12 protein-coding genes are annotated in these 15522 nt (G+C 44.9%); 1 reads left to right on the top strand and 11 read right to left on the bottom strand.

Annotated elements, in window-relative coordinates; genetic code table 11:
* Positions 1-22 precede the first annotated feature (22 nt).
* From ACFPIK_RS16845 to ACFPIK_RS16880, 8 genes are all read right to left on the bottom strand, one after another.
* Positions 23-922, bottom strand: a complete 900-nt coding sequence (locus ACFPIK_RS16845) for a class I SAM-dependent methyltransferase (protein WP_377917400.1) — start codon at positions 920-922, stop codon at positions 23-25.
* 3 nt (positions 923-925) lie between these two features.
* Positions 926-2050: a glycosyltransferase family 4 protein gene (locus tag ACFPIK_RS16850; protein ID WP_377917402.1), complete on the bottom strand. Its 1125-nt coding sequence runs from the start codon at positions 2048-2050 to the stop codon at positions 926-928.
* Between the two features lie 246 nt (positions 2051-2296).
* The gene (locus ACFPIK_RS16855; protein ID WP_377917404.1) at positions 2297-3679 is read right to left on the bottom strand and encodes an O-antigen ligase family protein; all 1383 of its coding nucleotides are present in this window, start codon (positions 3677-3679) and stop codon (positions 2297-2299) included.
* Entirely contained in the window at positions 3670-4593 is a 924-nt protein-coding gene (locus tag ACFPIK_RS16860; RefSeq protein ID WP_377917406.1) for a glycosyltransferase family 2 protein, read from the bottom strand. The genes ACFPIK_RS16855 and ACFPIK_RS16860 overlap by 10 nt, the downstream gene beginning before the upstream one ends.
* Positions 4577-5869 (bottom strand): oligosaccharide flippase family protein, encoded by a 1293-nt coding sequence (locus ACFPIK_RS16865; protein ID WP_377917408.1) that lies wholly within the window; start codon positions 5867-5869, stop codon positions 4577-4579. The genes ACFPIK_RS16860 and ACFPIK_RS16865 overlap by 17 nt, the downstream gene beginning before the upstream one ends.
* Positions 5870-5882: 13 nt before the next feature.
* Positions 5883-6950, bottom strand: a complete 1068-nt coding sequence (locus tag ACFPIK_RS16870) for a GumC domain-containing protein (protein WP_377917455.1) — start codon at positions 6948-6950, stop codon at positions 5883-5885.
* Positions 6950-9544 (bottom strand): SLBB domain-containing protein, encoded by a 2595-nt coding sequence (locus ACFPIK_RS16875; protein WP_377917410.1) that lies wholly within the window; start codon positions 9542-9544, stop codon positions 6950-6952. The genes ACFPIK_RS16870 and ACFPIK_RS16875 overlap by 1 nt, the downstream gene beginning before the upstream one ends.
* A 107-nt stretch (positions 9545-9651) precedes the next feature.
* Entirely contained in the window at positions 9652-10701 is a 1050-nt protein-coding gene (locus ACFPIK_RS16880; protein ID WP_377917412.1) for a radical SAM/SPASM domain-containing protein, read from the bottom strand.
* Between the two features lie 66 nt (positions 10702-10767).
* Between ACFPIK_RS16880 and gldB the strand changes: the two genes are divergently transcribed.
* On the top strand, positions 10768-11772 hold the full coding sequence (gene gldB, locus ACFPIK_RS16885; RefSeq protein ID WP_377917414.1) for a gliding motility lipoprotein GldB: 1005 nt from the start codon (positions 10768-10770) through the stop codon (positions 11770-11772).
* Here the strand turns inward: gldB and ACFPIK_RS16890 are convergent.
* Genes ACFPIK_RS16890 through nth form a run of 3 tightly spaced genes read right to left on the bottom strand, consistent with a single transcriptional unit; the run spans position 11735 to position 15398 of the window.
* A complete protein-coding gene (locus ACFPIK_RS16890; protein ID WP_377917416.1) occupies positions 11735-12955 on the bottom strand; it encodes a glycosyltransferase family 4 protein in 1221 nt (406 codons plus the stop codon). The genes gldB and ACFPIK_RS16890 overlap by 38 nt on opposite strands.
* Positions 12955-14727, bottom strand: a complete 1773-nt coding sequence (gene asnB, locus ACFPIK_RS16895) for an asparagine synthase (glutamine-hydrolyzing) (RefSeq protein WP_377917418.1) — start codon at positions 14725-14727, stop codon at positions 12955-12957. Before asnB ends, ACFPIK_RS16890 begins: the two co-directional genes overlap by 1 nt.
* Positions 14727-15398: an endonuclease III gene (gene nth / locus ACFPIK_RS16900; protein ID WP_377917420.1), complete on the bottom strand. Its 672-nt coding sequence runs from the start codon at positions 15396-15398 to the stop codon at positions 14727-14729. Before nth ends, asnB begins: the two co-directional genes overlap by 1 nt.
* Between the last annotated feature and the right edge of the window lie 124 nt (positions 15399-15522).

A 15522-nucleotide genomic window follows, 5' to 3' on the forward strand; every position in this document is an offset into this window, starting at 1 on the left:
AAGGCTGATTTGGCAGATCGTACTAGTTGCGGTCTCTTTGAAAATACAACCCCATGATTCCCGATTTGCCAAATGCCACGGATAAAACTTCCAATCCCCAGGCAAAAGGCAACATAATCCCAATCAAAAGAATCAGTCCAAAGGTCTTTTTCCGTTTCAGTCTTAAAATCAGATTTTCTCTATATCCAATTCTGGAAAGGAATGCCTGTAGCATACCCAAAACACCCAAGTGTATGGAATATCCTCGTTTTTCTATTGGAGCAAATCCCAATTTACCCAATTGATCAACCAAAATGGGTTCTGTCCAATGCGTCAGGTGCTTGGGAATATCCCAATGCATCCATTGATCTCCTGCGATTTGGGCTTGCCAAGAGTCTGCACGCGGTACCTCTATGTAGAGTAATCCATCTGCACTAAGATTGGATTTGACCAACTTTTCCAAAAGCACCATCGGCTGTGGCAGGTGCTCGAGGACGTGATTCAAAGTGATAAGATCAGCTAGCTTAGTTCCGATTTTTCCTTCCTGATAAAACTCACACCGAATCTCTACTCCGTATTTTTCCCTTGCAAAATCTGCTCTGGCTTGCTCGGTTTCAATACCGATTCCATTCCAGCCCAGTTCTTTTGCCACTGCCAAAAACTGCCCCTTTCCCGAACCAAAATCGATTAATTCTGTGGCTTTTGGACTAATTAGACTCACTTGCTTTAGAACCTTTTTAGCCTCGGAGAAAATAATCTTTTCAAAAATAGATTGACGATTGTCCACCACTGCATACACCTCATCGCGGTAGAGCTCGGCTGTATTTAGGGTATCAGGAAGGTAAGTCCAACTCACTCCACAAGAACCGCAACTCACTTTACCCAGTGCATTGGGGAGAGATTTGGGAGAGGAAAAACAAACGGGGCAGGAGATTTGCCGCATGGCTTAAAGTGACGGCTTCAGAATCAGCCGATGAAAAGCTTCAATAAATTTTTCTGCTGAAAAGTCCTTGAATCGCTCCTTTCCCTGAGAAATTAGCCGACTTCTTAGGACTTTTTCACGATCCAAAAGTATCATTTTTTCGGTCAAATCATCTCGATCCCCTGTCTGAAAAGCCAATCCGGCACCTCCGGCTACCTCGAGCAGCGCTTGTTGATCAGAGTGGATAACCGGCACTCCAAATCCCATAGCTTCCAAAATAGGGATACCGAAGCCTTCATTTTGAGAGGGGAAAACATAGCCAAAGGCTCCTTCATAGAGTGCCTTGATCTCTCCGTCACTCAGATATCCTGGAAGAAGTACCTGATCCTGCAGGCCTAAGTCAGACACCAACTTCTCTACTACGGGGAAATCATTCATCCGCTTACTCTGACCGGGACCTCCCGCGAGAACCAGCTTCTTGCAACCAGGATTTTGATTCAGGTAGGCAGCAAATGCATCTACCAGAAGGGGTAGGTTTTTTCTACGGTCAAAAGTGCCGATGTGAAGAAAATATCCATGGGAGTTTAATCCACACCTCGAAAGAAACTGCGTATCTGAGGCTGATTTAAGGCCTTTCGGGGCTTGATACACTACAGAAATTGGCCATGCATCTCCCAAGTGCTCCACAAGGGAAGATTTGGAATACTCCGTAGTGGTGATAATCTCGGTGTCCTCTTTTAGTCCTTTTTTAATCAGGTTGAGGAAATACTTCCTCCACCATCGGGGATAGTTTTCGGGCATTTGCCAAAAGAAGGCATCGTGTATCACCGTCAGCCTCCTACAGGGCAACGAAGCAGCCGGGGAAACAAAATCAGGACAAATCAGCACATCGGGTTTGTACTTCTTGACCAAATCTGGTAACTGAAACTCTTTCCAACGAAAATAATCCAAGTGATAATTAAGTCGCTGAATCTTGGATTTGGGACCCAAAAAAGAACGGTCGGCCGCTTGAATTTCGGGTTCATGGGTAAATATCCATTCGATCTCCGGATGGGAATATTTCCGTGCTGCCTTTGCCAATTCGAGCATGTAGGTCTTGATCCCCGTAGTGGCGACATTGAGATGCTGGAGATCGAGTAGGACTTTCAAGAGAATTGAAGTTTGATCGGATGGAGGATGTAGAAACCTAAGATTTGCCTACATCATTTTGAAAGTTTAAGTTAGGAATTAAGCGAACAGGATTGACAATATTTCATTTTGAATTTGAAACTGATCGGTGAAGGAATTTTTACTCCAATAAAAACTGGCGAAAAATGAGATTTAAGAATTGAATTTAATACTCAAGTCTATCCTGAAAGGAAACAAGAAAAAAACCAAAACATGTAAAAGGCCAGTCTATTGGTTAAGCCTGCCATACACTCTCACACTATATCCGATCATCCACCAAGTTATCCAGGCCACATAGGTATACATTTCAGCATTGGCGGTGAAAAGCGGCAGAAGCATCCCCACTTTGGTCACAGCACCCACAAAAGCGATCCGTGCAGTCATGGTTTGGTCTGTCCAATAAAATACCCTTAGACTTAAAATCACTCCAGTTGCCAAAGTCAGGATATATAGCATCATTCCCAACCAACCCAGCTGTACGCCATAAATCAAGAATTGATTCTCCCCTCCTACACGAAGCTCATCCGCTACACTACCCGCGTTCCCACTCATTGCCAATCCAATACCAAAAGGATTGGCAATCATGGAATCCAATGCCAATAGCCATTCTACCACGTGCCCTATACTGGAGGTATTTTCAAAAGTCAAGGTATCGATTACAAAAAAGTAAAAGTCATCCGAAGCCAGGAAGACCACATAAATACCAAATCCCACCAATGCCAAAAAACCCGCCGCAATAAGTTTATATAGCCTAAATACTAGGGCGACAAAGAAAATCATGACAAAAAATGCCCCAAATGCAGCTCTTGAGGCTGAAAACACCAAACTTCCGATCGAGCAGGCCATGACCAAAAGATGAATCCACGAGTGTTCTTTTTTGGAAGTCAAAAACCAAATCAACCCTGCCGCAAACCCCATCAGCACCGAACTGGCCATCTCAAGGGGATCAGAGAAAAACCCTGCCAAACGCTTGGTGACAGCCTGTGTTTCAAATGTCCAAGTCAATCCAAAGTTGCCCGTAGGATCTATATCATTGATCGCTTGATTATAGAGAGCATACCCTGTAAACTGTTGCAAATGTGCCTCAAGCAGGAAGTTTTCGAAGCAATTAACCAAAAATGCACCGATCGCTATTCCAAAGATGATCTGAAATAACTGATGAAAATCCCTGCTTTCCCATGTAGAATTTCTCCCAAGAAAATAGACAAAACCGGGAATCACCATGCCTTTATAGTAAAGAGCTCGATTGACAAAAGAACTTTCACCCAAAGGCAGCAGCATATACAAAAAACCCAAGGTCAAAAATCCCAAAAAGGTCCAATCCGTGGATTGCAACCGAAATGGATAGTCAAAAATTCTTTTTTGGTAAAATATCCAAACAACCAACGCAGTCAATACTACCACTTCCTTCAGGATCTGAAATACTCCTACCAACGCAGAGGACTGTGTAGCGAGATAAACTATACTTAAAGTGGTGATGTAAAAAGGAAGAAAGGCTGCCAAAAAATAAATGAAATAGGTCCAATTTCCCTTAATGATCAGCTCTTGCATGATCCATAAAAATCCGAACCCAACCAAAAAAGCGAGGATAATGAATACGATCAAGGCCATCTTTCCGCAGGTTTAATTTGCTGAGTCAAGCCGTCCCTAATTCCTTTAATCACAGCTTTCATTTTTTGAAACCGACCTCTCATCATGAAGTATCCAGCCCAAAGCAAAAACCGGAAGGAATGATATACAAATCCATAAGTAATCTTCAACTCTCGTAGGAGAAAGTATTGATTTCTCACATGGAAATAAAACACGTTAGGACTGAGAGTCCCCTCTGAATTTTTCTTTTTGGAGGCAGCTCCTGCTTCATGATATACAATTGCCTTTTCCGCTAGACCAATTCCAAAACCTGATTTTCTGATTCTTAAAGACCATTCTACATCCTCGAAATAGGTGAAATAGGAATCATTAAGAAGTCCGCAATGAAGCAATGCCTCTCTTTTAATCAGAAAACAGCACCCCGTAGCCCAATCCAACTCCTGCTTGTTGGTACGGTAATCTGCAAGTACATCTTGATCACCCAGGGTAATTGCCCTCCCAGAGAAAGGAAGAAATTTGCCTCCTGCACTCCAGATAATCTTTGGATTGTGAAGAAATAAAATGAGAGGCTGAACTACGCCTAGATGAGGCTGTTGAGAAAATTGAAGTAACATCTCCCCTAAAAAATCGGGCTTAACTTCTGTGTCATTGTTGAGCAACAGCACGTGGGAAAAACCCTGCTCCAGAGCATATCGGATTCCTACATTGTTTCCGCCGGTGAAGCCAAGATTCTCTTGATTTTGGATCAGGTGAATTTCAGGAAAAGCCTTTTTGATCCGTAGCCCTTCCTCATTGGAAGAGGCATTATCCACCAGAATTACTTTAAAGGTAGGATAATCCACTTTCCTTAAAGAAGCTAAACAAGCTAGGGTGAACTCCAGCCCATTCCAATTGACCAATATGATCGCCACTGATGTCTCAGAGATAAAAGCCATGGATCAACATACGATTGTGACGATACAACAATACCAAACAAATAAGGAATACCACCACTTCAGTGGAAATGATACCGATGCAAAGTCCAATACCACCCATCGCCGAAGTCAAGAAGGCGGAAACTACCACCATGTAGAGACACATCATCCAACTCGCGCGAAAAAGCAGCTCTTTCAAATCAGATACAAGAAGTAAGATTACATTGCCAATGTTCAGACAGGCTAAAAATGGCACTGAAGCGAGTAGTTGTAAATAGTCCACCGATTCTTTAAGCTCTGACCTTGAAAGCACCCTGATCACCCAAGGCGCACTCCAATAAGTAGCCATAGAAAGACAGGCTCCAGCCACTAAAACTCTTAAGTAAACTTTCTTTAAAAACTTAAAAAAGGAAATAGGATCCTCTTTGATCAGTCGGGAGGAATTTGGGAAGATCGCCTGAATAATCAGTGCAGGAAAAAGCCTCAGCACCATCACTACTCGCTCTGCCAAGCTATACATCCCAAGAGTCTCCGCCACCGAAAAAAAACTCAAAATGATCAGGCCACCATTGATGGAGATATGACTCGCCAGATTACTGAAAAACAACAACACATTATCTCTCAAGCTTTTTACGATTGCAGAAATCTCCGGCCGATAAAATCTGATTCCCAGAAATTCATGAATATAAAAAAGTAAAGAGAGATTGATGATCAAGCCAAATACTCCCATCATGAAATTGACCCATTGGCTTTGGTCAGGGGAATGGATGAAGAGGACAATCCCCATCAGATACAACAGCTTGGAAAAAATATTGGCGATCGATATCAGCTTCATTTTTTCCATCCCCTGAAAAAACCACAGGGGCAAGGTCGCTTCCGAAAAAAGCAACAGAACTGATAAAGCAAGGATGATTCGGTATTCCTGAAAAAGATTAAATCCAAAAATTCCAATCAGAATCGAGAGCGTAGCAACCGAAGCCAGCAGGATTTTGGCAGAAAACACATTGGAAACCAAATGGGAAAGCGCACTCTTATCCCCCTGGTTGACTGCAACTTCCCTGGGCGCACTCAGATTGTATCCAAAGCCCACGACAATGTTGAAAAGAATGATAACCGAAAGCGCCAAATTGACTAGGCCAAACTGATCTACTCCGATGTTCTGGATCAGTAAGGGCATAGAAATGATCGAAATCAGGACATTGGACGACTGGATAATAGCCAGGAAAAGAAAGTTCTGGATAGACTTGTTCCGGATAAAATTCCCGATCGGGATCAACAAGTTCAGTTTCTCAAACATGGCAGCTTAGGGTTTAGCTTTCCTGCACATGCTTCTGATACAGTCTGCGAAAATACAGTCCAAAAATCGTTATTAATCCCGCTATTAACCCCCCAAACACCATCCCTTTTATCAATCGGATTTCTGTGCGCTTTAGCGGAAATCGAGGTGAGTCAATGATTTGAATCAAAGGGGAATTGTTGCGATGATTGACCTTGGCGATCTCGAGATTCTTCACGATCTCTTGATAGACTCCTGCAGTAGCTTGCACGTCGATTTGGCGCTTTCTGCTTTCAACAGTCCCTGAGGAAAGAAGGGGATTGGCATTAGGAACCCGGTCTTGGGCTGAGGCATAAGCCCCTAAGCTCTCATCCAAAATCGCCCTGACAGAATCTGCTTGGGTCTGAAGGATACTGAGATTTTCCCCCGTTTTTTTGGTTTTGGTCTCAAAGTAGAATGAGTTCACTTTATTGACTAAGGTCTCATTAAAGACTTTGGCAAAAGCCTCATCTTTGGAGGAAATACTCACTTTGATGATGCTGAGTTTGCGGTCAGGCTTTGCTACAGCAAGTTGACGCTCGCGGATCAACTTAGAGATTTCCAACACAACCGAATCCTGCGTCACCGAGAAGGCATACCGTGGTACCGAAAAATCCAATGCCGAAAAATCCACCTTGGAAGCCCACTTTTCATCCAGTTTTTCAAATGCTACAAACCTATCTATAAGCAATTTTTCTTCAGAAAATGGACTTAACAGCGTTTCACTGATCATTCGGTCTGACCGATACAGCTCCATGATATTGTCCCCTTGGAAAAGTCCGCTTGTACTTCCTAGCGAGCCCAAATTTACCCCCACCAAAGAAGCAAGTCCAGACATTTGCCCTAAGCTTGAACCGCCTCCTTCCTCCAAGACAAAGGAAGTTTCTGCATGAAACACAGGTTTTTTTAAGACAGAAATAACCGCCCCTCCACCTACTCCAATGAAACCCGCGATCATCAGGACTTTCCATTGACTTAGGAAAAATAAAAGCCAAGCCCGAAGACCCAAGATGACTTCGGAAAGGGTAAACTGATCTTTAGAAAAATGTGGGTTATCTGCCATTAGGGATTGTTCCAATTGATTTGGGAAAGTACCAGCGCTAAAGTGGCCAAGCCGGTGGTCACTCCGACGACATCTCCGAGTCTAAGCGGGATTTTTGGACCTTTGGTAGGCACAATGACTTCAGCTCCAGGTTCTACGATTGGGAAAATACGGACACCAAAGAATCCGTGGGTACGTTTTACAGCACCGTTAGCATAGACGACATACGTTTGCCTGCGGTTGGCACGTCGCTCAAATCCGCCCGCACTGTTGATGTATTGCTTCAGTCCTCTGCCCTGCTCGTATCTCAAGGTGGTGGGGTAGACTACATCCCCTCTCATCCGGACAGTCTGAAGGAGTTTGGGCACGTTGAGAATATCGCCTTCTTCCAAAAGCAGGTCTTCCTCTGAACCGGGATTGGCTAGGATTTTCTCAAGGTTGATGGCTACAGCTTCTGACTCCTTGATTTTCACATCAAACCCTGGGGTTTCAGTAGCGATCTGATCGAGGGATTCCAGTTTTGCATTGGCTATCAGGCTGTCCGAGTTATTGGCCTTTTCCTTTGGGAGATCCTTGAAAAGTCGCTGTAAGAGTTCTTCCTGAGCCTCCGAGTTAGTGGGATCTTCTATCAGTCTCAACCTAAGGGCTTCGAGGTTTCGCTGTCTTCTGATTTGCTCAGATTCGGTATTGAAAAATTCCGTTCTGCGGATCAAGGTTGCCCCTTTGGCATATGCAAACTGATTCAGTCCACCTGCTCTTTTGATCAAATCGGAAATCCTTTCTACACTGGTTTGAATCGCAAAAATGCCGGGTGAATTCACCTGCCCCTCAACAGAAACAAGTCGTTGCATGGTGAAATTGGATCGCTTTCTCACGATCACTTGATCAAATGGAGCCAATGAAAGCGAATTGGGGTTAAAAGATAGGTCTGGGTTGACGGAAGTAGTGAGAATATCTGCCAAGGTACCCAGGTCAGAATCTTCTAACCTCCTAGCAATCTCGATTTCCTTGGTATTGGCGGATTCTTGAAGCCCACCTGCCAGGAGAATAAGCTCTTCTGAGGTCATTCCTTCCGAAAAAGGATAAGTACCCGGGCGCTTTACTTCTCCCAAAATCTGAACATAGCGCTCGTTTTGGATTTCATAAATGCTGGAGATTCGCACCACATCCTCTCGCTTAAGAGCCAAATCCGGCTTTGTCCCCGCTAATATTTCCTTGAGATTCACCTCGATTACTTCCGAACTCAAATCTTCCTTAGTTCTCAGGACACTTGCCCGCTGTGTGTAGGCATCTCCTTTGAGTCCTTCCGCGTTTTTGATCAACTGAGTAAGGGTCATACCAGCAGTCAATGCAAAGGTCCCCGGACGGAATACCGAACCTTTGATCTGCACACGGTTGGTATAGCGATTTAGGATTTTTCCGACAGTCAGTTCATCTCCACCTTTGAGGATAAAAAGGCCAAATTGATCTTGATAGACATCCGATACAGAGCGCTGATTGCCTGTGATGCGGGAAATGGAAATTCGGTCTTTAAATGCCAAATCGGAAAATCCTCCTGCATAACGAAGCAGGTCATCGAGTGTATCGTCAGGCTTCACCTCAAAAGTCAAAGGACGCTTCACTTCACCATTGACTTTGGCTCTCGCTAAAAATGGCTGGACCAGCAACACATCCTGATCTTGGAGCTGTACATCCAAATTAGCCGTACCATTGATCAGCAAATCATAGACATCTATCTCCGCGACTTGTTTGCTGTTTCGCATGAGCTTGATCGCGCGAAGGGTTCCATTGTCATTGGGTCCGCCTGCGGCATATAGGGCATTGAACACGGTGGAGAAAGCACTCAGGGTAAACGTGCCCGGCAATCTAACCTCACCTAAGATATGCACCTTGATCGTCCTCACATTTCCCAGAGTCACCTGCAAAAAGGTATTGGGATTAGGACCCTGCATACCTGTATAGAATTTGGAGACTCTGTTTTTGATGATTCCGGTGGCCTCTTCCAGAGATTTGCCGGAGACAGAGACTGGCCCTATATTGTCCAAAAGCACAAAGCCCTCCGGATTGACGGTGGCCTCATAGTATTTTTCAGACTGACCATAAATATCCACATAGATCAGGTCCCCAGGTCCAAGGAGGTAACTTTTTGGAGTAGCCTGATTGAGGCTGGGCTCGAAACTCAGCCTTCTGTTTTTCTGGAAAAATAGGTTGCTCCCAAAAATCTGGGCGTCCACCGGTTGGGATTCTGCCAAATCCTGAGTTTGAGTGAGACCCCGGGTAATGTCGTTGATATCCAATTGAACTCTGGAATCTCGATTGGAAACCCCAGAAGACCTGGAACTTCCACTTCCAGCACTGAGGCCTTCTACGCGGTTTCTTAATTTCTCAACCTCACCGGAAGGCATCCCACGCATTTGCGCCATTTGTAGAAAATCCGAAGTACTCAACCCCGCCTCTTGCGCACGTTTGATCAATTCCTGAACTTGGTCATCCGTGAGTTCATCAACTTTGATGGAGGCAATATCGGTACTTTGCTGCGCAAAGGCTGAGGGATGTGTCAGCGCCATAAAGCATAACAAGGCAAAAAAGTACCAGATTCTTTTGAATAAAATCATGAGAATTAGAAGGTTCCGAAGGATATAAGGGTAATCCGATGGATAAAAATCCATCTATTTCTTAATTATACCAAATCTGACCTTAGAATTGGGAGCAGGAGACCTATTTATTCTGAACAATTTCTGCAGATTTCGATCTGCGATCTGTCCTCAAGCAGTTGAGTTCTGAACTGCTGATAGGCCATCGAGTGCCAAATTTTTCCCATTAGATCGACTCTCAAATCTCCCATGACGTGTTTGGCATCTTTGTCAAAGCAGCAAGGCACGACCTTTCCATCCCAAGTGACCACAGCCCCTTGCCACATTCTCCAACATTTGTTTTCCATTTGCTTTTTGAGTTTCCAGGTTCCTTTTCCGTCAGGGATGTACCTGGAATATCCCAAATCTGAAGGAATCAGCTCAGAGCCATTTTCAAAGTCATAAATCTGGGTGGACTTTAGCTGGAGTTCATCGACACCGATTTCTTTTGACCAGGTTTTCAGACTGGGAATTTGATGCTCATTTTGTCCCGTAACGAGGAATTGGAGTACGATACGTGGAAACTCCCTTCCCTGCTTTTTTCGCTCTTCGAGCAAAAGCATCAGGCCCTTTTGGACCTTTTCGAGACTGCCACCAATCCGGTATTTTTCATAGATCTCCTGTGAAATACCATCCATCGAGACGATCAGTTGCTTCAGCCCAGAACCCAGAATTTCAGAGACATTTTTTTCGGTAAAATAATGAGCATTGGTCGAGGTCGAAGTGAAAATACCCTTACCATCCGCATACTTGACCAGATCCAAAAACCCAGGATGTAGAAAGGGCTCTCCCTGAAAATACAAATGAAGCCAAGTCAGATGTCCCGAGACCTGGTCAATGACTTTTTGATAGAGCACTGTCTGAAGCATTCCGGTGGGCCGGGTGAAAGCTCTCAATCCCGATGGACACTCGGGACAGCGCAGGTTGCAGCTGGTAGTCGGTTCAATGCTCAAGGTGGCCGGCAAACCCCAACTAAATGGATGCTTGCTCATCCTGCTCCAATGAAAAGAAACCCAAAGCTTCACCAGATTTGCTGCTTTGCCTACAGTCAAATACCCAAAAAATGCTTTTGCTGTGATCCATTGATTTTTCACTCTGAAAAATAGGGGTAAAAATTCAAGTGGGGAAAGGTCAAACATTATCAATCGCCCCAAATTGTCGTTTGATTCAAAAGCCTTTCTTTATTTTGCTCCAAAATTCTCCTTATGCGTCAGCTCCTTTCAGTTTTCTTTCTGATTTCTTTGATCGGATTTATCTCCTGCGAGAAAAAAGAAACCGCTTGCGAACTAGATTCCGACATTCTCAGCCAAAAGCCTGCTGTCGAAATTGTTCGCTTGGAAGATGAATTTTTTGCTGCCAAAACCGCTGAAGACATCAATCATCTGATCGAAAAGTACCCTGATTTCGCTGACCGATTTTTGGAAAAAGGGCTTTACCCCAATCAGGATTCCTTGGTATCCGTACTCCTGACCGCCCATACCGATTCGGCTTTGAAGGTATTGCACGATTCGGTAAAGGTGGAGTTTGCAGACATCTCGGATATCCAAACGGAATTGGAACATGCTTTTGCCTACATCAAGCATTATTTCCCCGATTTCAAAATTCCTAAAGTGTACACCTATGTTTCAGGATTTACCACTGATCTACTGATCGAGGAAGATATGATTGTCATTGGCTTGGACTATTTCCTCCCCGCCGACCACGCATTTCAGCCGGATCTACCCAGGTACCTCGCCAACAGGTATGAGCGAAAGTACCTGGTGCCAATGATTGTCTTGGCGATTTCTTCCAGATACAACCAGATAAATCCTGCTGACAATCGTCTGCTATCCGAAATGATTTTCTATGGGAAAGCCTACCATTTTGTGAAAGCCATCATGCCCTGCACCTCCGACCAGTTTATCATCGGCTATACCCCAGCCGAAATCGAAGAATGCTGGGCTAATGAAGAGTTTATCTGGTCGCACTTTGTGGAAAATGAACTCCTTTTCCAGACCAATCCATTTGAAATCCGCAAGTACATCGGCGAGGCTCCTTTCACCGACGCCATCAGCACCAATGCCCCGGGAAGACTGGGCAGATGGGTAGGATGGAATATTGTGGATGATTACCAAGCAAGTCAAGACATCGAGCTTCCCTTGCTGATGGCTGAGTCCGATGCGGAAAAGATATTCAGGCAGTCCGGATATCGACCACGTCGCCAGGAGTAGCTTTTGGAGTAGGCTGGATCACTTCGATGAGTCGGCTCACGGCTAGTTCCTTGGCAAATTGAGTTTCGGCCAGGTTTTTGGCTCTGTTTCCCATCTTTTGTATTTGGTCATGCTGAGATTCCAACTCCTCCAATCTGGCGAATGCTTTTACCCATTTTCCGGGGAGAAAAGAAATTCCCAACCCATGCGTCTTGACCAAGTCATGCACCCACCCCTTGTGATTGACCAAAATGGCCTTTCCCGCAGCAATGGCATCGAAAAATTTGTTGGGACTGTTGGTTTTCAGCACAGGATAATGTGCAAAAGAAATCCAGGCAAAGTCCGCCAGAGCCAGCACCTCATTGACTTGCTCCTTGGAGCCAAAAGGAAGAAAATGGGTATGCCGGAGATTTAAGGATTTTGCTTTTTCCCGAAGGAGGGCCTCATGACTCCCTTCACCCATGATGAGAAAATTCCAGTTTTTCCCTCGCTCTTGGGCCATTTTTGCAAGATCCAACAATTCCTCTACCGCATTCACTTGACCCAAGGCTCCGGTATAGGTGATTGTCAAACCTGAGGTCAGCCCGATAGAGTAAGCAAGGGTATGGTTTTTCTCAGTAGGAAAGAACTGACTGAGGTCTGAGAAATTGGGAATCAAAGACACGCTACGATCGGGACTGATCTGGTTGAGATGAGCGGCTATCCCTGGGGATAAAGCCACTAAGCTTAGGGATTGATCGTAGATTTTTTTCTCCAAACGCCTCAAAAATCGGATCAACAAGGGATTTTGGATCGCGCCTACCTGAATCGGTGCTTCCGGCCATAGGTCCCTCACTTCAAAAATGTAAGGAAGAGCAAGCTTTCTTTTTGCCCACAACCCAATCCACCCTGTGGTCAGTGGTGTGGAGGTGACATAAAGCAAATCTGGACGGGAGAGCTTCTTCAGAAGCTTTTTGCTTTGTCTGACAAATCTCAAAAAAGACCATACCCTTCTGAAAAAACCAAATTTCTGATCATAAGCCACAGGGAGGTAATGCGCCTTAATCCCATCAATCCAGCGCTGATCATAGGTTTTTCCAGAATGAGCTGTGATCAGTTCTACCTCCACACCAGCCTTCGCTAAGCCTTTGGCTAGGTGGTAGGATCTGACAGCTCCCCCTTGCTCGGGGGTGCGGAAATACTGATGGATGTAGACAAGCCTCATTACTCTTGCAATTTCAGCCATTCAGCTAGAAGAAAGAGGTTATAGATCACTAAAAAGTGGTCTTTTACATAATTCTCCGGTTGCTGAGACAGCCGTAAGACTTCCTGGGGAAGTTCTGCACGGTAACTATTGGCAAAATCTTTCAGGGTAGCAAATACCTTTTTGGCAAATGGCCCATTTTCCCCTAACCATTCCAAAAGAGGAAGCCCAAAGCCTGTTTTCTTTCGTTCTGAAATCCAGCTGAGGTTCAACTCTTCCAGACAAGAAGCCATCCAAGGTTTGCCCCTCAAGGCTGAAGAATCATTCACGCGCTTCCATAGCGAAATGAGTAGCGGATCGAGGTAAGGCGACCGTCCTTCGATTCCATGTGCCATAAGCGAATTATCCTGAATCTTGAGCACATCCTGCACGAGATAAACCTGCCGGTCAAAATCCAAAGCTGATTTATAGGTATTCAAATTTGGATCCATGATCCTAAGGTAATCCCCGTAAAGATCCGGATTGGGGTTGCTAAGCGCGGAGAAGTTGAGGAAGGTTTCTTGGACGTTTGGTTTGATGGCGGAAGTGAATTTTTTCCACTCTCTGCCAAAAGGAAGTTTTTGAAGCAGAGGCGCCCAAGTGATCCAAAAGGATTGGTTACTCAGGTATTGATGAAAAGCCTTGTGCCGCTGATAGCCACCCCAAAGCTCGTCGGCACCGGCACCGGAAGCGATGACTTTGACTTGATTTTTGGCCTTCTTGCCAATCATCCACGTGAGAAATCCTGCCGAATCTCCAATAGGCTGGTCTACACTGCTGACAAACTCATCCCAATGGTTCAATACGGTTTTTTGGTCAATCTCGACTAGCTGATGATCAGCTGGATAGGATTGAACAAATCGTTTGGCAGCATCTCCGTCAGCGTACTTTTTCCTGTACTTTTTTTCGACCTGAATCGTGAATGCGGGAAGTGGAGTACCTGTCTGCTGATACCAAAGCGCGTAGAGTAAGCTGCTATCCATTCCTCCACTCAGCATAACTCCCAAGGGTACATCTGCATGAAACTGATGGAGAATTACCTTTTCTAAGGTGGATTTAAACAGTTCTTGGGTAATGGTTTTTTCAGTTGAATTTGGGATGAATAAAGTATCCCATCTAAAGGTGTTGTGATGCAAAATCTGGCTGTACCGACCGGGCTTCCAGGCTCTCACTCCTCTGTAAAAAGTCTTCCCAGGGGTAGGATTTCTGAAGTAGAAATAATTTTCCAACTGCTCCAGATCCGCTTTGGCTTGGGTCACTTGGGCTATTCCTCGAGTTTCAGAGGAAATGAAGAGCGTATCTTGATGTTGGGCAAAATAAAGCGGCTTTTCCCCATTTGGGTCGCGAGCTACCAAAACTGATTTACTTACCAAATCCACATAGATGAGGGTAAACATTCCCTGGATTTTCTTGAGCCCTTCGGTCCCAAATAACTTCAGGTAATAAACCAACACTTCAGTGTCTGATTGGGTGACCATCTCCACACTAAGAGATTGGAGGAGCTTTCTGAGCTCTCGGAAATTGTAAATCTCCCCATTCCAAATCAGGAGGGCTGTTCCATCCTTGGTCCAAAAAGGCTGATCCGCATCCGGTCCGGGATGTAGGATTCGCAGGCGATTGACCCCTATCCAGAGACCGGGCCAAGGAGAATAGCATGCCTCTTGATCAGGCCCACGATGGCTCGAGGCTTGGACCAGCGTCTGAATTGACGCTTTTTTGGCACTTTTCCCCCATATCAAATGAATCCCACACATCAGCCCTCTAATTGTTCTTTGGGTTCTTTTCCCTGATTTTTTTCAAAAAACTTACAAAGATGCGTGATGTTACACTCCTCGCACTTGGGTTTTCTGGCCAAGCAGGTATAGCGACCATGAAGAATCAGCCAATGATGAGCCTTGTGAATGTATTGCTTAGGAATATGTTTGACGAGTTGCTTTTCGACTTCCAAGGGTGTCCTTGCAGTCAATGGCACCAATCCCAACCGTCTGGAAACCCGAAACACGTGCGTATCCACGGCCATATTGGGCTGCTGCCATACCACCGAAGTGATCACATTGGCAGTTTTGCGGCCTACACCGGGCAACTTAACCAGTTCCTCCACCGTGGAGGGTACTTCCCCACCAAAATCTTCGATTAGCATTTTGCCTAAGCCGATCAAGTGCTTGGTCTTGTTGTTGGGATAAGAGATTGAGCGAATGTGTGGAAAAAGCTCATCAAAATGAGTAGCAGCAAAGTCTGCCGGAGTTTTGAAATGCTTGAAGAGTTCGCGGGTGACGATATTGACACGTTTGTCGGTACATTGAGCAGAGAGCACGACGGCGACCAAGAGTTGGAACGGATTTTCGTATTCTAGTTCGGTCTCCGCCACGGGCATATTTTCGGAAAAATGCTGGATAAAAGCCTCGTATCGTTGTTTTTTGAGCATTTCTGTTTGGTTCTTGGAAAGGGTAGGTAAGATAGGTATTATTGGAAAATTGGAAGATTTGAAAATTGAAAATTTAGTCTCGCCAGCATGAAATCGAGCATGACTAAAAAGTCACACACTGGAA

Origin of the sequence: Algoriphagus aquatilis (assembly GCF_042657405.1) — a bacterium.
In the GTDB taxonomy this organism is placed as follows: Bacteria; Bacteroidota; Bacteroidia; order Cytophagales; family Cyclobacteriaceae; genus Algoriphagus; species Algoriphagus aquatilis.

Bases quoted from the DNA above. Each gene is read 5' to 3' on its own strand.
- ACFPIK_RS16845 (WP_377917400.1), bottom strand. From the start codon at position 922: ATGCGGCAAATCTCCTGCCCCGTTTGTTTTTCCTCTCCCAAATCTCTC.
- ACFPIK_RS16870 (WP_377917455.1), bottom strand. From the start codon at position 6,950: ATGGCAGATAACCCACATTTTTCTAAAGATCAGTTTACCCTTTCCGAA.
- nth (WP_377917420.1), bottom strand. From the start codon at position 15,398: ATGCTCAAAAAACAACGATACGAGGCTTTTATCCAGCATTTTTCCGAA.
- gldB (WP_377917414.1), top strand. From the start codon at position 10,768: ATGCGTCAGCTCCTTTCAGTTTTCTTTCTGATTTCTTTGATCGGATTT.
- ACFPIK_RS16860 (WP_377917406.1), bottom strand. From the start codon at position 4,593: ATGGCTTTTATCTCTGAGACATCAGTGGCGATCATATTGGTCAATTGG.
- asnB (WP_377917418.1), bottom strand. From the start codon at position 14,727: ATGTGTGGGATTCATTTGATATGGGGGAAAAGTGCCAAAAAAGCGTCA.
- ACFPIK_RS16880 (WP_377917412.1), bottom strand. From the start codon at position 10,701: ATGTTTGACCTTTCCCCACTTGAATTTTTACCCCTATTTTTCAGAGTG.
- ACFPIK_RS16855 (WP_377917404.1), bottom strand. From the start codon at position 3,679: ATGGCCTTGATCGTATTCATTATCCTCGCTTTTTTGGTTGGGTTCGGA.
- ACFPIK_RS16865 (WP_377917408.1), bottom strand. From the start codon at position 5,869: ATGTTTGAGAAACTGAACTTGTTGATCCCGATCGGGAATTTTATCCGG.
- ACFPIK_RS16875 (WP_377917410.1), bottom strand. From the start codon at position 9,544: ATGATTTTATTCAAAAGAATCTGGTACTTTTTTGCCTTGTTATGCTTT.
- ACFPIK_RS16890 (WP_377917416.1), bottom strand. From the start codon at position 12,955: ATGAGGCTTGTCTACATCCATCAGTATTTCCGCACCCCCGAGCAAGGG.